This is a genomic window from Dactylosporangium sp. NPDC049140 (assembly GCF_040648435.1).
In genome coordinates, this window is record NZ_JBEZDS010000002.1 from 356,250 (window position 1) to 374,042 (window position 17,793).

Annotated in this window: 19 protein-coding genes; 15 read left to right on the plus strand and 4 right to left on the minus strand. The window is 72.0% G+C overall.

The features are described from left to right. Positions 1–496 precede the first annotated feature (496 nt). A complete protein-coding gene (locus tag AB0B76_RS05300) occupies positions 497–1,195 on the plus strand; it encodes an SDR family oxidoreductase (RefSeq protein WP_360369622.1) in 699 nt (232 codons plus the stop codon). A 433-nt stretch (positions 1,196–1,628) separates the two neighbouring features. Here the strand turns inward: AB0B76_RS05300 and AB0B76_RS05305 are convergent, their stop codons facing one another. After that, entirely contained in the window at positions 1,629–2,498 is an 870-nt protein-coding gene (locus AB0B76_RS05305) for a LysR substrate-binding domain-containing protein (RefSeq protein ID WP_360369625.1), read from the minus strand. Between the two features lie 69 nt (positions 2,499–2,567). Between AB0B76_RS05305 and AB0B76_RS05310 the strand changes: the two genes are divergently transcribed. The 10 genes from AB0B76_RS05310 (at position 2,568) to AB0B76_RS05355 (ending at position 12,825) form a co-directional block, all read left to right on the plus strand. Then, entirely contained in the window at positions 2,568–2,906 is a 339-nt protein-coding gene (locus AB0B76_RS05310) for a nuclear transport factor 2 family protein (protein ID WP_360369628.1), read from the plus strand. A gap of 715 nt (positions 2,907–3,621) precedes the next feature. Then, positions 3,622–4,581 (plus strand): phosphotransferase, encoded by a 960-nt coding sequence (locus tag AB0B76_RS05315; protein ID WP_360369631.1) that lies wholly within the window; start codon positions 3,622–3,624, stop codon positions 4,579–4,581. Positions 4,582–4,594: 13 nt separating this feature from the next. Beyond that, a complete protein-coding gene (locus tag AB0B76_RS05320) occupies positions 4,595–6,157 on the plus strand; it encodes an amino acid permease (RefSeq protein WP_360369634.1) in 1,563 nt (520 codons plus the stop codon). Positions 6,158–6,219: 62 nt separating this feature from the next. Then, the gene (locus tag AB0B76_RS05325) at positions 6,220–6,969 is read left to right on the plus strand and encodes an FCD domain-containing protein (protein ID WP_360369637.1); all 750 of its coding nucleotides are present in this window, start codon (positions 6,220–6,222) and stop codon (positions 6,967–6,969) included. A gap of 37 nt (positions 6,970–7,006) precedes the next feature. Beyond that, complete coding sequence (locus AB0B76_RS05330; protein ID WP_360369640.1) at positions 7,007–8,356, plus strand: glutamine synthetase family protein; 1,350 nt, start codon at positions 7,007–7,009, stop codon at positions 8,354–8,356. 11 nt (positions 8,357–8,367) lie between these two features. Then, positions 8,368–9,723 carry an aldehyde dehydrogenase family protein gene (locus tag AB0B76_RS05335; protein WP_360369642.1) on the plus strand — a complete coding sequence of 452 codons (1,356 nt, stop codon included), beginning with the start codon at positions 8,368–8,370 and terminating at the stop codon, positions 9,721–9,723. Next, complete coding sequence (locus AB0B76_RS05340; RefSeq protein ID WP_360369645.1) at positions 9,724–10,491, plus strand: 3-oxoacyl-ACP reductase; 768 nt, start codon at positions 9,724–9,726, stop codon at positions 10,489–10,491. It begins immediately after the preceding gene. 4 nt (positions 10,492–10,495) lie between these two features. Further along, entirely contained in the window at positions 10,496–11,182 is a 687-nt protein-coding gene (locus tag AB0B76_RS05345; protein WP_360369648.1) for a gamma-glutamyl-gamma-aminobutyrate hydrolase family protein, read from the plus strand. 16 nt (positions 11,183–11,198) lie between these two features. Continuing rightward, positions 11,199–12,101, plus strand: a complete 903-nt coding sequence (locus AB0B76_RS05350) for a TIGR03619 family F420-dependent LLM class oxidoreductase (protein WP_360369651.1) — start codon at positions 11,199–11,201, stop codon at positions 12,099–12,101. Positions 12,102–12,105: 4 nt separating this feature from the next. Beyond that, on the plus strand, positions 12,106–12,825 hold the full coding sequence (locus AB0B76_RS05355) for a gamma-glutamyl-gamma-aminobutyrate hydrolase family protein (RefSeq protein ID WP_360369654.1): 720 nt from the start codon (positions 12,106–12,108) through the stop codon (positions 12,823–12,825). 113 nt (positions 12,826–12,938) lie between these two features. On the opposite strand, the gene AB0B76_RS05360 is transcribed toward AB0B76_RS05355, so the two are convergent. Beyond that, positions 12,939–13,124 (minus strand): hypothetical protein, encoded by a 186-nt coding sequence (locus AB0B76_RS05360; RefSeq protein WP_360369657.1) that lies wholly within the window; start codon positions 13,122–13,124, stop codon positions 12,939–12,941. A 53-nt stretch (positions 13,125–13,177) separates the two neighbouring features. Here AB0B76_RS05360 and map point away from each other — a divergent pair, with 53 nt between their 5' ends. Further along, complete coding sequence (map, locus tag AB0B76_RS05365) at positions 13,178–14,035, plus strand: type I methionyl aminopeptidase (RefSeq protein WP_360369660.1); 858 nt, start codon at positions 13,178–13,180, stop codon at positions 14,033–14,035. Further along, positions 14,032–14,736, plus strand: coding sequence for a VIT1/CCC1 transporter family protein (locus AB0B76_RS05370; protein WP_360369663.1), 705 nt, complete (start codon positions 14,032–14,034; stop codon positions 14,734–14,736). Before map ends, AB0B76_RS05370 begins: the two co-directional genes overlap by 4 nt. A 229-nt stretch (positions 14,737–14,965) precedes the next feature. Here AB0B76_RS05370 and AB0B76_RS05375 read toward each other — a convergent pair whose 3' ends face one another. After that, on the minus strand, positions 14,966–15,397 hold the full coding sequence (locus AB0B76_RS05375; RefSeq protein ID WP_360369666.1) for a ferritin-like domain-containing protein: 432 nt from the start codon (positions 15,395–15,397) through the stop codon (positions 14,966–14,968). Between the two features lie 28 nt (positions 15,398–15,425). Further along, positions 15,426–15,917, minus strand: a complete 492-nt coding sequence (locus AB0B76_RS05380; RefSeq protein ID WP_360369669.1) for a hypothetical protein — start codon at positions 15,915–15,917, stop codon at positions 15,426–15,428. 285 nt (positions 15,918–16,202) lie between these two features. Between AB0B76_RS05380 and rimP the strand changes: the two genes are divergently transcribed. Continuing rightward, complete coding sequence (gene rimP, locus AB0B76_RS05385) at positions 16,203–16,751, plus strand: ribosome maturation factor RimP (RefSeq protein ID WP_360369672.1); 549 nt, start codon at positions 16,203–16,205, stop codon at positions 16,749–16,751. Continuing rightward, entirely contained in the window at positions 16,748–17,782 is a 1,035-nt protein-coding gene (nusA, locus tag AB0B76_RS05390) for a transcription termination factor NusA (RefSeq protein ID WP_360369675.1), read from the plus strand. Before rimP ends, nusA begins: the two co-directional genes overlap by 4 nt. Positions 17,783–17,793: the final 11 nt, after the last annotated feature.

The following is a 17,793-nucleotide window of genomic DNA, read 5'->3' on the forward strand; positions in this document are numbered from 1 at the left end:
CTTGTGCCGCGTCCGCGTCTGCGCGTTGTGCCGCGTCCGCGTCTGCGCGTTGTGCCGCGTCCGCGTCTGCGCGTTGTGCCGCGTCCGCGTCTGCGCGTTGTGCCGCGTCCGCGTCTGCGCGTTGTGCCGCGTCCGCGTCTGCGCGTCGTGCCGCGTCCGCGTCTGCGCGTCGTGCCGCGTCCGCGTCTGCGCGTCGTGCCGCGTCCGCGCCTGCGCGTCGTGCCGTGCCCGCGCCTGCGCGTCGTGCCGTGCCCGCGCGCCGTGCCGTGCCTCGTGCCGCGTCCGCGCGTCGTGCGCTGGGCACGCACGCGGCCGCGTGCTGAGTCGCGTCCGCGCGCTGCGTCCCCGCAATCGTCCGTCTGGCCTGCGTATCTCGCTCGCATTCACCTCTCACGGCCGCGTCCGCGCGTTTGGGTGGCGGCGTTGACAGGGACTGGCGGTCCGCGGTTCGTTGCGTCTCTCCCGCCGTCGCGTCCGAGCGGCGACGGTTTAACGCATGACGACCAAGACCGCCCTCGTCACGGGGGCCAACAAGGGCATCGGCCTGGAGATTGCCCGGGAGCTGCGCGCCCTTGGGCTGCATGTGCTCGTCGGCGCACGCGACCCGCTGCGCGGCAAGGAGGCGGCCGCGGCCCTCGGCGCCGACTTCCTGCAGCTCGACGTGACCGACCCGGACTCGATCGCCGCGGCGGCCGCGCAGGTTGAGGTGCTCGACGTGCTGGTCAACAACGCGGGCGTGCTGCTCGAGCGCGGGGCGCTCCCGAGCGTGACGCCGGTGCAGATGCTGCGGGACGCGTACGAGGTGAACGTCTTCGGCGTCGTCGCCGTGACCAACGCCTTCCTGCCGGCCCTTCGCCGCGCGGAGGCGGCGCGGATCGTGAACCTCGGCAGCGGCCTGGGCTCGCTGCACTTCGCGGCGGACCCGGCGCACGTGTACGCGCAGAACCCGCTGCTGGCATACAACTCCTCGAAGTCCGCCCTGAGCGCGGTGACGCTGGCCTACGCCAACGAGCTGCGCGGGACGCCGATCAAGGTCAACGTCGCCGATCCCGGGTACTGCGCAACGGACCTGAACTTCCACTCGGGCCCCCGCGCCCCGTCCCAGGGCGCCATCGCCGCGGTCCGCCTGGCGACGCTGCCCGCGGACGGACCGACGGGCGGCTTCTTCGACGAGGACGGCTCGGTGCCGTGGTGATTCGCCGCCGCTGACCGACCAGCGGGCCAGTGGGACCAGTGTTTGCTACCGACGCCGGCGTGCCCACGCGATTCCTGAGGCGTCCGGGCGGGGGCGGTGCGAGGCGGGTTTGCGCTGCTCGCGTGCGGATCGCGTTGCTTCCGCGCGCGGGGGTGCGTGACGGGGTGGTGCGCTCCTGCGCGTGAGCAGGCTGCATAGCGGGTTGCGGCGTTTCCGCGCGTGAGGGGAGTGTCTGACGGGATCGCGCTGTTCGGGGGCGGATTGCGAACGCCTCCGCGCGGACGGTGGTGCGTAGCGGGTTTGCGCTGTTCGTGGGCGGGGTGTGGCGCTTCCGTGCGGGAACGGGGTGGGGTGTGGCGCGTCCGTGCGGGAACGGGCCGGGGTGAACCGGTGCCGGTGTTGGCCATCGGCTGGCCTCGGCGTGGTGCGGGTGTCATAGGTGGGTGCGGGCGTGGCGTAGCCAGGCGGCGGCGGCCGGGCTCGCTGGGACTGTGTGGCGCCAGGTCAGGCCCAGGCGGCCGCGCAGGTCCGGGTTTGTTATGCGCAGCGGGTGCAGGCGGGGGCGGTGCCTGGCGATCGATGCCGGCAGGATGGCGATACCCAGGTGGCGCGACGCCAGTTGTTCCACCACCTGTGGTGAGCCCGCCTCGAAGGCCACGCGCGGGGTGAAGCCCGCCTCCGCGCACGCGGCGTCCAGGATCGCTCGGATGCCGCCTCCGCGCGGCAGGCAGATGAGGGGGCGGTCGCGGAGTTCGGTCAGCCGTACCGTTTCGCGGCCCGCCAGCTCGTGGCCCTCCCACACCGCGGCGTCGATCGCCTCGTCGCTGATCACGTGGTCGTCCAGGCCCTCGGGCACCCGCGCGTAGGCGACGATCGCCGCGTCCAGAGTGCCCTCCCGCACCGACTCGATCAGGCGGTCGTTCACGTCCTCGACCAGCGTTATCTCCACGTCCGGCCAGCTCGTGTGGAAGTCGGCGAGGAGGGTGGCGAGGTCGACGGTGTGGGAGCTGACGGTACCGACGGCTACGCGGCCGCGCGTCAGGCCCGCCAGTTCGTCGACCGCCTGGCGGGCGCTGTCCACGGCGGCCAGGGCCGCCCTGGCGTGGGGGAGTACGGCCTCGCCCGCCGCGGTGATGCGTACCGAGCGCGTCGTGCGGTCGAGCAGCGGCAGGCCCAGCTCGCGTTCGAGCTTGCGGATCTGGGCGCTGACCCCGGGCTGGGCGACGCGTAGGCGCGCGGCCGCGCGGGTGAAGCCGCCCTCCTCGACCACGGCCAGGAAGTACTCCAGCTGGTGCAGTTCCATAAGCATCGATTCTAAATGCAGGACAAGATAGGTCTTGGTGTTCTGGATCGGCGGCGGGACGGTGGAGGCATGAACGCGAAGACTCCGGAAGATCTGTCCCGTCTGTTCGTCGAGCGCGCCAATGCCGGCGACGCCGCCGGGCTGGCCGCGCTGTACGAGCCCGATGCCGTCCTCGCCTATCCGCCGGGCAGCACCACCGTGGGGCGCGCGGCCATTCAGGCGGTCTGCGAGGAGATGCTCAAGCACGTGCCGCACTTCGAGGTGGAGGAGGCACTGCCCACGATCTATCAGGGGGATCTGGCGCTGACCTCGACCAGGCCGAAGGACGGCACGGGCGGACGCGTCCAGGTGGTTCGGCGCCAGCCCGACGGCACGTGGCTGCGCGTCATCGACCGGCCCGAGCAGTAGACGCCGCCTCCGCGTCCGAGCGCCCGCCGACCGGTGAGGCGCTCGGACGCGTCCGCGCGTGAGATGCGAACTCGAGGGCCCGGACGCAAAGGCCAGAGTGTGCGGGGCGCGGAAGTGGAGTGCGCGGTGCGGGGCGCGGGGTGCGAGAGCAGAAAGTGCGCGCGGGGCGCGGGGCGCGGGGCGCGGGGCGCGGGGCGCGGGGCGCGGGGGCGCGGGGGCGCGGGGCGCGGGGCGCGGGGGCGCGGGGCGCGGGGCGCGGGGCGCAGGGCGCAGGGCGCAGGGCGCAGGGCGCGGGGCGCGGGAGCGCAGGTGTCTGCGCGGCGAAGCGGGTGACGGCGGCGGACCTGACGTGAGCTCGCACGAGTGGGCCGTGACGTGCGCCCGCGCGAGTGGGCCGTCCAACCGAAGATTCGAGCGGCGTCGACGAGACCGATGGACCCGGGTGACCCGGCAGCGCAGCGCCGCCGAAAGTGGTCGCGCAGCGGCCATGGGGGTGCGGGGTGGGAACCCCCCGCCGCGCCGTCAGGCGCAGATAAATGGTCTGCCCGTAGGCCTAATGTTTCCGGGTTGTAAACGTGAGGATGGCTCTTGACGAGCGGCTGAAGGGAGCGTTAACTCGGGGCACCATGACGCCGATCACTTTGGACCTGCCGGGTTAAAGGCCTGGCTTCGCCCGAATTCGGCCGGCGTTATCGCGGCGAAGGGGCCGGATGTCATGAACGCGGTGCCGTCCATCGCGGACCTGCTGGAGCGGGTCCCGTCGTGGATGGGCCGCGCGGTCGAGTGGCAGCGGCTCGCGGGTGGGCTTTCCCATCACGTGTACCGCGTCGACGTCGATCGGGTGCCGTACGTGCTGCGCGTGCTCGAGCCCAAGGTGCACGAAGCCGGGCTCGGCATCGCGCCCGGGCGGGAGATCGCCAACACCGAGGTGGCCGCCGGGACGGTCGGGGCTCAGGTGTACGCCACGCTGCCCGACGTGCCCGCGATCGTGCTCGAGTTCCTGCCCGGGCGCACGCTCGGGGCCGCCGAGGTGCGCATGCCCGCGGTGATCCCGGCGCTGGCGACCGCGTGCCGGAGGCTGCACGCCGGGCCCGCGTTCGGCAACGACTTCGACATCTTCGAGAAGCGGGCCGAGCTGCTGGAGCGGTGCCGGCGGCACGACCTGCCGCTGCCCGCGGGGTACCTGGACCGCGAATCCACAGTGGAGGCGCTGCGGGCGGCGCTGAGCAAGGAGCGCCTGCCCGCCGTACCGTGCCACAACGATCTGCTGGCGGAGAACTTCATCGCCACGTCCAGCGGTGTGCGCATCATCGACTACCAGCTCTCCGGCAACAACGACCCCGCGTTCGAGCTCGGCGACATCGCCGCCGAGGCGGACTACGACCCGGACCTGACCGGCCGCCTGGCCGGGGCCTACTTCGGCGCCGAGCTCACCCCGGCGCTGCTGGCTCGGGTCCGGCTGTTCCACATCGTGTCCAACGTGACCTGGGCCCTGTGGTTCACCGTCCACCATGGACTCCTCGCCGCCGCCCGCGGCGAGGACCCGGTGGGCTTCGACTACGCGGCGGAGGCGGCCGAAAAGTGGGGTCAGGCGCGCAACGCGCTCGACGACCCCGCGCTCGGGCGCCTGCTGGGCACGGTGACCGGAAGGAATCCCATCACCCCCAACCCCTAAATGAGGAGGTGCCATGTCGGCATCGCCGACCCAGGCCGGCCTACCGCTCGAGGACGATGACGAGAAGCGGCTCGCCGAACTGGGCTACAAGCAGGAGCTGCACCGCAAGTGGAGCGGCTTCTCCAACTTTGCTATCTCGTTCTCCATCATCTCGATCCTCGCCGGCTGCTTCACGACCTTCGGCCAGGCCTGGATGAACGGCGGACCCGTCGCCATCTCGTGGGGCTGGCCGCTGATCTCGATCTTCATCCTCATCATCGGCTTCTGCATGTCGGAGCTGGTCTCGGCGTACCCGACGGCCGGCGGCATCTACTGGTGGGCCGCCCGGATGGGTAAGCCGGTGCACGGCTGGTTCACCGGCTGGCTCAACCTGGTCGGGCTCGTCGCGGTCACCGCGTCGGTCGACTACGGCTGCGCCACGTTCTTCAGCCTGGTGCTCGACGCCTACAGCGGGTGGGACAGCACCAACCTCAACCTGACGTTCCTGCTGTTCGTCGTGATCCTGGCCGCGCACGTGGCCATCAACATCTGGGGTCACAACATCATCGACGTGCTGCAGAACGTCTCGGTGTGGTGGCACGTGGCGGGCTCGGCCGTGATCGTGCTGATCCTGATCTTCGTGCCCGAGAAGCACCAGAGCCTGTCGTTCGTGTTCACGGAGCGCTTCAACAACTCCGGGTACTCCGACGCCACGTACTGGTTCCTGGTGCTGCCGTTCGGTTTCCTTCTCACGCAGTACACCATCACGGGCTTTGATGCTTGTGCCCACGTGTCGGAGGAGACGAAGGGCGCGTCCAAGGCGGCCGCGCGCGGGCTGTGGCAGTCCATCTTCTACTCCGCGATCGGCGGCTGGATCCTGCTGCTGTCGTTCCTGTTCGCCGCGACCCACGTGGACGAGATCACCAAGGCCGCCGGGTTCTCCGGCGCGATCTTCGAGACCGCGCTGAGCCCCGGGTTCTTCAAGGCGGTCATCGTCATCTCGACCATCGGGCAGTTCTTCTGCGGCATGAGCTGCGTGACGAGCATGTCCCGGATGACGTACGCGTTCAGCCGCGACCGCGCGGTGCCGGGCTGGCGGCTGTGGTCCAAAGTGGACCGCAACGGCACGCCGGTCAACGCGATCATCGGCGCGGCCTTCGCCGGCCTCGTGCTGACGCTGCCCGCGCTGTACAAGAGCCCGACCGGCGCGCCGACCGCGTTCTACGCCGTCGTCTCCGTCGCCGTCATCGGCCTCTACGTCGCGTTCCTCATCCCGATCTACCTGCGGCTGCGGATGGGCGACAAGTTCGTCCCCGGCCCCTGGACGCTGGGCAGCAAGTACAAGGTGCTCGGCTGGATCGCGGTGGTGGAGATCGTCATCGTGTCGATCTACTTCATCATGCCCTTCACGCCGACCGCGATCCCGGGCCATGAGGGCTTCACCTGGACCGCGGTCAACTATGCCCCGATCGCGATGATCATCGTTATCGGCGGGGCGGCACTGTGGTGGGTGCTCTCGGCCCGCAACTGGTTCCACGGCCCGATCCGGACCATCGATCAGGCCCTGGCCGAGGACACGGCCGCCGCGCAGGAGTAAGGGATGATGGTCTCCGGGCCGGCCGCCGCGATGGCCGGCCCGGAGACCGTCAGGGAGGTCGGATGCCGGTGGCGACGGAGCCGCTGTCGGGAGTGCCGATGTGGCGCCCGGTTCGGGGCGGCAACGCCTTCGAGATCACCGTTGCCCGGCTGGCCCAGGCGATCCGGCTCGGCCTCGTGCCGGTCGGCGAACGGCTTCCGCCCGAGCGGGAGCTGGCCGAGCGGCTGCAGGTCAGCCGGGTCACGCTGCGGGAGGCGATCGCGGCGCTGCGCGAGGCGGGGTTCCTCGAGTCGCGCCGCGGCCGCTCCGGCGGGACGTTCGTCGTCCGCGCCACCGGAGAGCCCGGCGAGTCGGGCGAGGGTCAGGTCCAGGACGCCACGGCCCTGGCCCGGGAGATGGGCGACAGCCTGCACGACGCGCTCGACTTCCGGCGGGTGCTGGAGCCGGGCGCGGCCGCGCTGGCCGCGACCCGGGCGCTGTCCGCGGCCGACCGGGCGCACCTGGTGGCGTGCCTGGCCGCCGCGCGGGTGCGCGACCCGCTGACGCGGCGGGTCAACGACTCGCGGCTGCACCTGGCGATCGCTGCGGCCAGCGGCTCCACCTCGGTGGCGGCCTCCATCGCCGACGTCCAGCTGCGCCTCGATCGGCTGCTGGCCGCGATCCCGGTGCTGCGGCGCAACCTCGACCACTCGGACGCCCAGCACGAGCGGGTGGTCGAGGCGATCCTGGCCGGCGACCCGGCGGTGGCCCGCAGCGAGATGGAGCAGCACTGCGACGGCACCGCAACGCTGTTGCGCGGCCTGCTGGGTTGAGTTTATGGTTTGGCACTAGACCTTTAGGGGAAAGCCGATGTTGACCGTCGAGCAGCTGCGCATCGCCATCGAAGAGGGCGACATCGACACCGTCATCGTGGCCGTCACGGACATGCAGGGGCGGCTGCAGGGCAAGCGGTTCCACGCCGGGCACTTCGTGGCCGACGTCATCGCGCACGGCACCGAGGGCTGCAACTACCTGCTCGCCGTCGACGTCGACATGAACACCGTCGAGGGCTACGCGATGTCCTCGTGGTCCGGCGGCTACGGCGACTTCGCGATGATCCCGGACTTCGCCACGCTGCGGCGCGTCCCCTGGCACCCCGGGACCGCGCTCGTGCTCGCCGACCTGCAGCTGCTCGCGGGCGGGCCGGTCACCGCGTCGCCGCGCCAGGTGCTGCAGGCCCAGCTGGGACTGCTGCGCGAGGCCGGCTACAGCGCGTACACCGGCACGGAGCTGGAGTTCATCGCCTTCCGCGAGTCCTATGAGGACGCGTTCCGCAAGGCGTACCGCGATCTGACGCCCGTGACCCTCTTCAACTCCGACTACTCGCTGCTGCAGACCGCCCGGGTCGAGCCGCTGCTGCGCCGGATCCGCAACGAGATGGCCGGGGCCGGGCTGACCCCGGAGAGCGCCAAGGGCGAGTGCAACCTCGGCCAGCTCGAGATCGCGTTCCGGTACGACGCCGCGCTGCCCAACGCCGACGGGCACGTGCTCTACAAGAACGGCGCCAAGGAGATCGCCGCGCAGGAGGGCGTCTCCATCACGTTCATGGCCAAGCCGAACGCGCGGGAGGGCAACTCCTGCCACATCCACTTCTCGCTGCGCTCGGCCGACGGGCGCTCCGCGGTGGCCGGCGACGGCGAGGACGGCGTGTCGCCCATGTTCCGCAGCGCGATGGCGGGCATCCTCGCGACGCTGCGCGAGTTCACGCTCTTCTACGCGCCGAACATCAACTCGTACAAGCGCTTCCAGGAAGGCTCGTTCGCGCCGACCGCGGTGCGCTGGGGCCTGGACAACCGCACCTGCGCCCTGCGCCTCGTCGGGCACGGCGCCTCCATGCGCGTGGAGAACCGGGTGCCCGGCGCCGACGTGAACCCGTACCTCGCCATCGCCGCCCTGTGCGCGGGCGCGCTGCACGGGATCCGCAACGGGCTGGAGCTCGAGGATGTGTACACCGGCAACGCCTACCAGGACGCGGACGCCCCGCGGGTGCCGGCCACGCTGCGGGAGGCCCTCGCCCTGTGGGAGGGCAGCGAGCTCGCGCGGGCGGCGTTCGGTGAGGACGTCGTCGCGCATTACGCCAACATGGCGCGCGTCGAGCTGGCAGCGTTTGACGCGGCGGTGACCGACTGGGAGCTCGTGCGCGGCTTCGAACGTCTCTAAGGGGTTAGTACATGCACGACGTCATTTCGCCGGTCGACGAGCAGGTCGTGGCGACGGTCCCGTCGCTCACGGAGGCGGAGACCGACGCCGCGATCGAGCGCGCCCACGCCGCGTTCGCCACGTGGCGCGCGGTCGCGCCGGGCGACCGCGCGCGCCTGCTGCGCCGCTTCGCCGCCGTGGTCGACGCGCACAACGAGGAGCTCGCGCAGCTCGAGGTGCGCAACGCCGGGCATACCATCGGCAACGCCCGCTGGGAGGCCGGCAACGTCCGCGACGTCCTGGACTACTACGCGGGCGCGCCCGAGCGGCTCAGCGGCCGCCAGATCCCGGTCGCCGGCGGCCTGGACGTCACCTTCTACGAGCCGCTGGGCGTCGTGGGCGTCATCGTGCCCTGGAACTTCCCGATGCCGATCGCCGGCTGGGGCTTCGCGCCCGCGCTGGCCGCCGGCAACACGGTGGTGCTCAAGCCGGCCGAGCTCACCCCGCTGACCGCGATCCGCCTCGGCGAGCTGGCCCTGGAGGCGGGCCTGCCCGAGGGCGTTTTCACGGTACTGCCGGGCAAGGGTTCGATCGTCGGGCAGCGGTTCGTCACCCATCCGCTCGTGCGCAAGGTGTGCTTCACCGGCTCCACCGAGGTCGGCAAGCGCATCATGGCCGGCTGCGCCGAGCAGGTGAAGCGGGTGACGCTGGAGCTGGGCGGGAAGAGCGCGAACATCGTCTTCGCCGACGCCGACCTCGACAAGGCGGCCGCGTCCGCGCCCGGCTCGGTGTTCGACAACGCCGGCCAGGACTGCTGCGCGCGGTCGCGGCTGCTGGTGCAGGCGAGCGTGTACGACGAGTTCATGGCCCGGCTCGAGGAGTCGGTCAAGGCCTTCCGCTGCGAGGACCCGGCCCTGGAGTCGGCCCAGATGGGCCCGCTCATCTCCGCCGGGCAGCGCGACAGCGTGCGCTCCTACGTGGACGACGACGCGGTCGCCATCCGCGGGAGCGCCCCGGACGGCCCCGGCTACTGGATGGCGCCGACCGTCCTCACCGCGCGGTCGGCGCAGGACCGCCACTGGCGCGAGGAGATCTTCGGCCCCGTCCTGTCGGTGCTGCGCTTCGCGGACGAGGACGAGGCGGTCCGGCTGGCCAACGACACCGAGTACGGCCTGTCCGGCTCGATCTGGACCCGCGACCTCGGCCGCGGCATCCGCGTCGCCCGCGGCGTGGAGACCGGGGCCCTGAGCGTGAACTCGCACTCCTCGGTGCGGTACTGGACCCCGTTCGGCGGGGTGAAGCAGAGCGGCCTCGGCCGCGAGCTCGGCCCGGACGCGCTCGCCGCGTTCTGCGAAGTCAAGAACGTCTTCTTCAGCACGGAGGTATAGGTGCAGCCACGTCTGCAGGACCGCGTCGCGGTCATCACCGGAGCCGGCAGCGGCATCGGCCTGGCGACCGCGCGCCGGTTCGCGTCCGAGGGCGCGAAGGTGGTCGCGGTCGACCTAAACGAGGCGGCCGGCAAGGCGGCCGCGGAGGAGGTCGGCGGCGAGTTCGTGGCCGTCGACGTCGCCGACGAGGCCGCGGTCAAGGCCCTCTTCGACGGCGTCGTCGAGCGCCACGGCCGCCTCGACATCGCCTTCAACAACGCCGGCATCTCGCCGCCCGAGGACGACTCCATCCTCGACACCGCCATCGAGGCGTGGGAGCGCGTGCTGAAGGTGAACAGCACGAGCGTGTACTTCTGCTGCAAGTACGCCATCCCGCACATGCTCGCCCAGGGCCGGGGCTCCATCATCAACACGGCCAGCTTCGTGGCGCTGCTCGGCGCGGCGACGTCGCAGATCGCCTACACCGCCTCCAAGGGCGCCGTGCTGTCGATGACCCGCGAGCTGGGCGTGCAGTTCGCCCGGCAGGGCATCCGCGTCAACGCGCTGTGCCCCGGGCCGATCGCGACGCCGCTGCTCATGGAGCTGTTCGCGAAGGACCCGGAGCGGGCCCAGCGGCGGCTCGTGCACGTGCCCATGGGCCGCTTCGGCACGCCCGAGGAGATCGCGGGCGCGGTGGCGTTCCTGGCCAGCGACGACGCCTCGTTCATCACCGCCTCGTCGTTCCTCGTCGACGGCGGCATCACCGGCGCCTACGTGACCCCGCTCTAGTCCGATGACCCGACCGATCGTGGGAATCAGCGCGTACGCGGAGCCGGCGCGCTGGGGCGTCTGGGACACCCGGGCGGTGCTGGTGCCGGAGGCCTACGTGCGGATGGTCCGCGCGGCCGGGGCCCGGGCCGTGGTGCTCCCGCCCGACGAGCAGGACGACGCGAAGGAGCTCATCGGGCGCCTCGACGCGCTCGTGCTGGCCGGGGGCGCCGACATCGAGCCCGGCCGGTACGGCGCGGACGCGCACCCGGCCACGCGGACGCGGCCCGACCGCGACGCCGGCGAGCTGGCCCTGCTCACCGCCGCGCTGGAGGCCGACCGCCCCGTGCTCGGGGTGTGCCGGGGGACGGAGCTGCTCGCCGTCGCCTACGGCGGGTCGCTGATCCAGCACCTGCCGGACGTGCTCGGCAGCGAGCGGCACCAGCCGGCGCCGGGCGTGTACGGCACGCACCCGGCCCGCTTCGCCCCCGGCTCCCGCGCGGCGCGGGTGTTCGGGGCGACGGCGGAGGTGAACTCGTACCACCACCAGGCCGTCGGCTCTCCGGGCGCGCTTACCGTGACCGGGTGGGCCGACGACGAGGTCGTCGAGGCGGTCGAGGACCCCGCGAAGCGCTTCGTGCTCGGCGTGCAGTGGCACCCGGAGGAGGCGGGCGACGTCCGCCCCTTCGCCGCCCTCGTCGCCGCAGTCTGATCGGTAGGTTGGACAGATGCTGATCGGGTTCGGGCTGCCGGTGTCGGGAACATGGGCCACGCCGGAGCGGTTGGGGCGCTTTGCGAGGGCGGCGGAGCACCAGGCGTACGACTCCCTCTGGACCTTTCAGAGGCTGTTCGTCGGGGTCGATCAGGCGGTCGACCCCGTGTATCGCAGCGTGCTGGACCCGCTCGTGGCGCTCGGCTTCGCCGCGGCGTGCACCGAGACCGTCCGGCTCGGAGTGGCGGTCGTCAACCTGCCGTTCGTGAGCCCGGCGTACCTGGCCAAGCAGGTCGGCTCGCTCGACGTGCTCAGCGGCGGGCGGGTCGACCTGGGGCTCGGCACCGGATGGTCGGAGGCCGAGTTCGCCGCCACCGGGGCGAGCGGGGAGCGCCGGGCCGCGCGGACGCGGGAGTTCGTGGCGGTACTGCGCACACTGTGGCGCGACGAGGTCAGCGAGTTCGACGGCGAGTTCTACACGCTCCCGCGCGGGCGCATGGACCCGAAGCCGGCCCGGGAGGGCGGGGTGCCGATCCTGCTCGGCGGCTCGGTCCCGGCCGCTCTGAGCCGGGCCGGTGAGATCGCCGACGGCTGGGTGTCGCGCAGCGCACACGACCTCACGCAGATCGCCAAGGACGTCGCGCTCGTGCGCGCGGGCGCGGAGAAGGCCGGCCGCGACCCGGACGAGGTGCGCATCGTGTGCCGCGCCGTGCTGTTCCGGCCCGGGCGCGACTTCCTGGCCGGCTCGTGGGAGAAGATCCGCGAGGACGTCGCCTGGCTGGGCACGCAGGGGGTCACCGAGATCTTCTACGACCTCAACTTCGACCCGACGATCGCCGGGCCCGACGTCGATGCCGCCGCGGCCGAGGACCGCGCCCTGGACATCCTGCACAACCTCACCCCGCGAGGGCTAAGTTGAGGTCATGTCGCGACCGGTCATCGGCCTGACCACGTACGCCGAGGAAACCCGCTTCGGCCTCAACGACACCTTCTCCGCGGTCCTGCCGCTCTCGTACGTGCACGCGGTGCACGCCTCGGGCGGCCGGGCGGTCCTGGTCACCCCCGACGACCCGGACGCCGACGTGCTCGACGGCCTGCACGGCATCATGTTCACCGGCGGCTCGGACGTGAACCCGGACCTGTACGGCGAGCCACCGCACGCCACGACCAAGGTCAAGCCGGAGCGCGACGCCGCCGAGCTGCTGCTCATGCGGGCCGCGCTCGAGGCCGACCTGCCGCTCTTCGGCATCTGCCGCGGCATGCAGCTCATGTGCGTCGCCTACGGCGGGCGGCTCCACCAGCACCTGCCCGACGTGCTCGGCCACCACAACCACCGGCCGGTGAGCGGGCCGAAGTTCGGCGAGCACCCGGTGCGGCTCTCGCCGGGCTCGCGGGCCGCCGCGGTCCTGGGCGACGCGGTGATCGTCAACTCGTTCCACCACCAGGGCTGCGCCGACCCGGGGCGGCTCGTGCCGACCGGCTGGTGCCCGGAGGACGACCTCATCGAGGTGGTGGAGGACCCGGCGAAGACCTTCGCCGTGGGCGTGCAGTGGCACCCGGAGGACACCACGGACTTCCGCCTCTTCGAGGCCTTCGTCGCCGCCGCCGCAGCTTATAGAGAGCATGTGGCCACGCGGCCCTAGTCCCTGCTGGTCGAAGAGGTGGGCGGCGAGCGGATCGTCATCATGAACGAACTGCAGGGTGGCAAGCATGTCCGAACCGGCGAGACGTCGGTCAGGGAGATGATCGGCGAGGACTAGGAGGCGGCCTCGTCCGCCGTGCGGTGCTCGATGCGCAGGTCGGGGGCGCTCTCGCGGTAGTCCTCGCGGTCGTCGGAGTCCTGGAGTACCGCCACGGCCTGGGCCTCCGGGTCGTCGCTGCCCGCGGCCAGCTCCTCCGGCAGCAGCTCGGCCCGGTCGCGGATGCGTTCGTCGTCGATCATGCCTGGGTGGTTACCCGGACAGGGCCGTGTTGATGCGCGTTAGGCTTCTGGCCATGAAGGTTCGCGCTCCGCTCGCCCCCGGCACGCAGACTCCGTGGCGTCAGGTTCCCGCCGGCATAGCGCGGCCCGAGTACGTCGGCAAGCAGGCGCCCGCCAAGCACCGCGGGTCCGACGTGCAGCCGCCCGAGATCATCGAGCGGATGCGGGTCGCGTCCAAGCTGGCCGCGCAGGCCACCGAGCTCGCCGGGCAGCACGCGCAGCCGGGGGTCACCACCGACGAGGTCGACCGGGTCGTGCACGAGTTCCTGTGCGACCACGGCGCCTACCCGTCGACGCTGGGGTACAAGAACTTCCCGAAGTCGTGCTGCACGTCACTCAACGAGGTCATCTGCCACGGTATCCCCGACTCGACGGTGATCGAGGACGGCGACATCCTCAACGTCGACGTGACCGCGTTCATCGGCGGCGTGCACGGCGACACCAACCAGACCTTCTGCGTCGGCAACGTCGACGAGGAGGCGCGGCTGCTGGTCGAGCGCACCCGTGAGGCGATGATGCGCGGCATCCGCGCGGTGGCGCCCGGGCGCCCGATCAACGCCATCGGGCGGGTCATCGAGGCGTACGCCAAGCGCTTCCACTACGGCGTCGTGCGCGACTTCACCGGGCACGGCATCAACGAGGTCTTCCACACCGGGCTCTACGTGCCGCACTACGACAACCCGCGGCTCACCACCGTGATGGAGCCGGGCATGACGTTCACCATCGAGCCCATGATCACGCTGGGGACGCACGAGTACGACATCTGGAAGGACGGCTGGACTGTCGTCACCAAGGACCGCCGGTGGACGGCCCAGTTCGAGCACACGATCGTGGTGACCGAGGACGGGTACGAGATCCTGACCCTGCCGTGAGCCATCCCGCGGCCGAGGACGAGCACCATCACGCCGACGTCTCCGGTGGGTGGCTGCGCGCCGCGGTGTTCGGGGCCATGGACGGGCTCGTCACCAACATCGCGCTGATCGCCGGCGTCGGCGGGGGCGGGGTCGCGGCCCGTCAGATCGTGCTCACCGGCGCGGCCGGGCTCGTCGCCGGGGCGATCTCCATGGCGCTCGGGGAGTTCACCAGCGTGCGGGCGCAGAACGAGCAGGTCGCCGCCGAGGTGCTCCGGGAGCGGCGGGAGCTGGATCGGTACCCCGAGGCCGAGGCCGCCGAGCTGGCGCGGATCTGGCAGGCGCGTGGGGTACCGCCGGAACTGGCTCTTGAAGTGGCCACGATCCTCGGGCGGAACCCCGAGGCGGCCGTGCGCGTGCATGCGCAGGAGGAGCTGGGTGTCGATCCGAACGACGTGCCCTCGCCCTGGACGGCGGCCGGCTCGTCGTTCGTGTGCTTCGCGGCCGGGGCCCTCGTCCCGCTCCTGCCGTACCTGTCCGGGGCGGCGTCGCTGCCGCTCGCGCTCGGGGCCGGCGGGGTGGGGCTGTTCGTCGCGGGTGCGCTGATCGCCCGCTTCACCCGGCGGTCGTGGTGGCGTTCGGGAGCCCGGCAGCTGCTGCTCGGCGCGGCGGCGGCCGGGGCTACGTATCTCGTCGGTCACATCATCGGTATCGCGGCCTGAGCCGTCCCGGGGGGATGCATCCCCGAGACGGCAGGCTCACGAGACGGCGTACTCGTTAACGACGCGGCTGCATCGTCGGACCGGCCCACGCGGTGCGGCGCATGTCTGGCCCTCCTCTCGTCTAGACGCTCGTGGCGTGATGTAACGATCGTCGCGGAGCGGACAGCCCGATGGAGTGATGCGGCCTTGCTGTGGCACAAGTTCGGGAGTATCGGTGGCGCGGGGCGGTTCAGGCGGTTTTGCCAGGGAACGCGGCCACCAGCGGGGTCATGCTGCCCGCCTTGCGGAACGCGACGGCGCGCGTCGTGCAGTCGATCAGCGCGTCCAGGACGATCTTGCGCACGTCGCCGTCGGTGGCCGGCAGGGCCAGGCGCCACTGGGCCGCGGTGCGGTCCTCCAGCTGGACCGCGAGCTTCAGCGCGGCCGCGCGGTCGGTGATCGCGAACGGCAGCTGGTAGGAGGCCGCGGTCGGCGGCGGGGTCACCCCGTCGCTGGTCAGGCGCACCAGCAGCGCGTCGCGGCGGGTGCGGTGGGCGTTGTCGGCGGACCGGGCCAGGGCGAGCGACGCGGCGTCGAGCTTGGGGCCGAGCACGCCGTAGCCGTAGATGGCCGCGTGCTCGGCCTGCAGGGCGGCGACGAGGCGCTCGTCGGCCGGCGTCATGCGAACACCCCCGGTGCGGCTTCGAGCGTCACGCCAGCACCTCCCCGTGGCCCGCCCGGCAGGCGGCGATCGAGCCCAGCAGGGCCGCGCGGTAGGAGGGCGCCGCCAGGCACGCCGCCTCCGCGTCCCGCCGGCCGTCCTTCTCCAGCTTCGCCAGGTCCGCGAGCACCGCCGTCTGGTCGCCCGGCACCGGCGCGGTCGAGCCCGGCGCGGCCGCGGAGCCGCTGGCCGCCGGGAACGGCCCCTGCTCCGGCAGGCCGATCTCCCGGGCGAGCGCGACCACGTGCTGCGCGTGGTCGTCCTTGAGCGGCCCGAGCCGGTCCTGCAGGGCCGGGAAGGCGGTCAGCACCGCGCCGTAGCGGTCACGCAGCGCCACCGCGCCGGCCAGCAGCGGCATGAGCGCGTCGCCGGACGGGTCGAACGGCGGGTCCTTCGGATCGCTGCCCAGGTCGCAGCCCGTCAGCGACGCGGTAGTGGCCGCCGCGGCGGCGGCGAGCAGGGCGCGTCGGCGGAGATGCACGCGCAATAGTGAACACCATCGGCGCCCCTCACGGTGTACCCGCCCTGAGGCCCCCGCCCCAAGGTTCTACGCAGTGCAACCGGGCGGGCGCGCTCGGTGCCGCGACGTGTCAAGGGGTTTGGTGGTCCGGTGCTGGTGAGTGCCGCTGCCGGGTGGCGTTCGGAGCGCCGCCGGGACGTCCCGAGTCACGTCGCGTTACGCTCTGCACGAGCCGCCCGCGCGCTTCGGCGCAGGCGGCGTGAAGGCGTGCGCCCGTGCGGGTGCCAATCGGAGGGGTGTCGATCTATGGCGCAGCAGCATCGACAGCGCCTCCTAGCGGTGGTCGAACCGGTCGTCGCGGCGGGCGGTTTCGACCTCGAGGACCTCACCGTCACCCGGGTCGGGCGGCGGCACCTGCTGCGCATCGCGGTCGACAGCGACAAGGGCGTCGACCTCGACGCGGTCGCCGAGCTCTCCCGCGCCATCTCCACCGCGCTGGACAAGGCCGAGGCCGAGGGCGATGAGCTGATCGCAGGGGAGTACGAGCTGGAGGTCGGGTCGCCGGGCGTGGAGCGGCCGCTGACCCTGCCGCGGCACTGGCGGCGCAACCGGGGCCGGCTGGTGCACGTGAAGATCGCCGGGCGCGAGGTGACCGGCCGCGTGCTGGCCGCCGGCGACGGTGGAGTGACGCTCGACGTGGACGGGGCGAAGACGGAGCATCCGTACGCCGAGCTCGGCCCCGGGCGGGTCGAGGTGGAGCTCAAGCGGCTCGCCGACCTGCCCGACCCCGAGGACGAAGAGACCGACGAAGACGACGATGAAGACGACGACGAGGAAGGGGAGGACGGGGCATGAACATCGACCTTGCGGCCCTCCGCGCTCTGGAGCGCGAGCGCGAGATCCCGTTCGAGACCATTCTCGCGGCGATCGAGACCGCACTGCTTACCGCGTACCGGCACACCGAAGGGGCCAACTCGCACGCCCGGGTCGAGATCGACCGGCGCACGGGCGCGGCCTCCGTGCTCGCCCAGGACGTCGACGAGGACGGGACGATCGTGCGCGAGTACGACGACACCCCGCACGACTTCGGGCGCATCGCGGCGATGACCGCCAAGCAGGTGATCCTGCAGCGGCTGCGCGAGGCCACCGACGAGGCGCACTTCGGCGAGTACGTCGGGCGCGACGGCGACCTGGTCACCGGCGTGATCCAGGCGCACGAGGCGCGGGCCGAGAAAGGCATCGTCACGATCGACCTCGGCAAGATCGAGGGGATGCTTCCGGCCGCCGAGCAGGTGCCCGGGGAGCGTTACGAGCACGGGCAGCGGATCAAGGCGATCGTGGTCCACGTGGTCAAGGGCTTCCGTGGCCCCCAGGTCACCCTGTCGCGGTCGCACCCGAATCTCGTGAAGCGCCTGTTCGCGCTGGAAGTGCCGGAAATCGCCGACGGTACCGTCGAAATCGCCGCCATCGCCCGTGAGGCCGGCCACCGCACGAAGATCGCGGTGCGCTCGACGGTCACGGGGGTGAACGCGAAGGGGGCCTGCATCGGCCCGATGGGCCAGCGGGTCCGTGCGGTCATGAGCGAGCTGCACGGTGAGAAGATCGACATCATCGACTGGTCCGACGACCCTGCGCAGTTCGTCGGAAATGCGCTTTCTCCCGCAAAAGCCCTCAACGTGGAAGTCGTCGACGCGGGTAACCGGGCGGCCCGGGTGACCGTCCCGGACTTCCAGCTTTCCCTGGCCATCGGCAGAGAGGGCCAGAACGCGCGGCTCGCCGCACGGCTCACCGGATGGCGGATCGATATCAGACCGGACAACGCTCCGGACGGCAACGTCGATCACGTCACCGGACCGGGCGCGGCACGCGCCGAAAGTGCAGGGTAGACTTCTTGGTG

Coding starts and splice junctions, on each gene's coding strand:
- AB0B76_RS05310 (WP_360369628.1), top strand. CDS start 2,568: ATGAACGCGAAGACTCCGGAAGATCTGTCCCGTCTGTTCGTCGAGCGC.
- map (WP_360369660.1), top strand. CDS start 13,178: ATGAAGGTTCGCGCTCCGCTCGCCCCCGGCACGCAGACTCCGTGGCGT.
- AB0B76_RS05345 (WP_360369648.1), top strand. CDS start 10,496: ATGACCCGACCGATCGTGGGAATCAGCGCGTACGCGGAGCCGGCGCGC.
- AB0B76_RS05300 (WP_360369622.1), top strand. CDS start 497: ATGACGACCAAGACCGCCCTCGTCACGGGGGCCAACAAGGGCATCGGC.
- AB0B76_RS05305 (WP_360369625.1), bottom strand. CDS start 2,498: ATGGAACTGCACCAGCTGGAGTACTTCCTGGCCGTGGTCGAGGAGGGC.
- AB0B76_RS05360 (WP_360369657.1), bottom strand. CDS start 13,124: ATGATCGACGACGAACGCATCCGCGACCGGGCCGAGCTGCTGCCGGAG.
- nusA (WP_360369675.1), top strand. CDS start 16,748: ATGAACATCGACCTTGCGGCCCTCCGCGCTCTGGAGCGCGAGCGCGAG.
- AB0B76_RS05315 (WP_360369631.1), top strand. CDS start 3,622: ATGAACGCGGTGCCGTCCATCGCGGACCTGCTGGAGCGGGTCCCGTCG.
- AB0B76_RS05325 (WP_360369637.1), top strand. CDS start 6,220: ATGCCGGTGGCGACGGAGCCGCTGTCGGGAGTGCCGATGTGGCGCCCG.
- rimP (WP_360369672.1), top strand. CDS start 16,203: ATGGCGCAGCAGCATCGACAGCGCCTCCTAGCGGTGGTCGAACCGGTC.
- AB0B76_RS05320 (WP_360369634.1), top strand. CDS start 4,595: ATGTCGGCATCGCCGACCCAGGCCGGCCTACCGCTCGAGGACGATGAC.
- AB0B76_RS05375 (WP_360369666.1), bottom strand. CDS start 15,397: ATGACGCCGGCCGACGAGCGCCTCGTCGCCGCCCTGCAGGCCGAGCAC.
- AB0B76_RS05355 (WP_360369654.1), top strand. CDS start 12,106: ATGTCGCGACCGGTCATCGGCCTGACCACGTACGCCGAGGAAACCCGC.
- AB0B76_RS05350 (WP_360369651.1), top strand. CDS start 11,199: ATGCTGATCGGGTTCGGGCTGCCGGTGTCGGGAACATGGGCCACGCCG.
- AB0B76_RS05335 (WP_360369642.1), top strand. CDS start 8,368: ATGCACGACGTCATTTCGCCGGTCGACGAGCAGGTCGTGGCGACGGTC.
- AB0B76_RS05330 (WP_360369640.1), top strand. CDS start 7,007: ATGTTGACCGTCGAGCAGCTGCGCATCGCCATCGAAGAGGGCGACATC.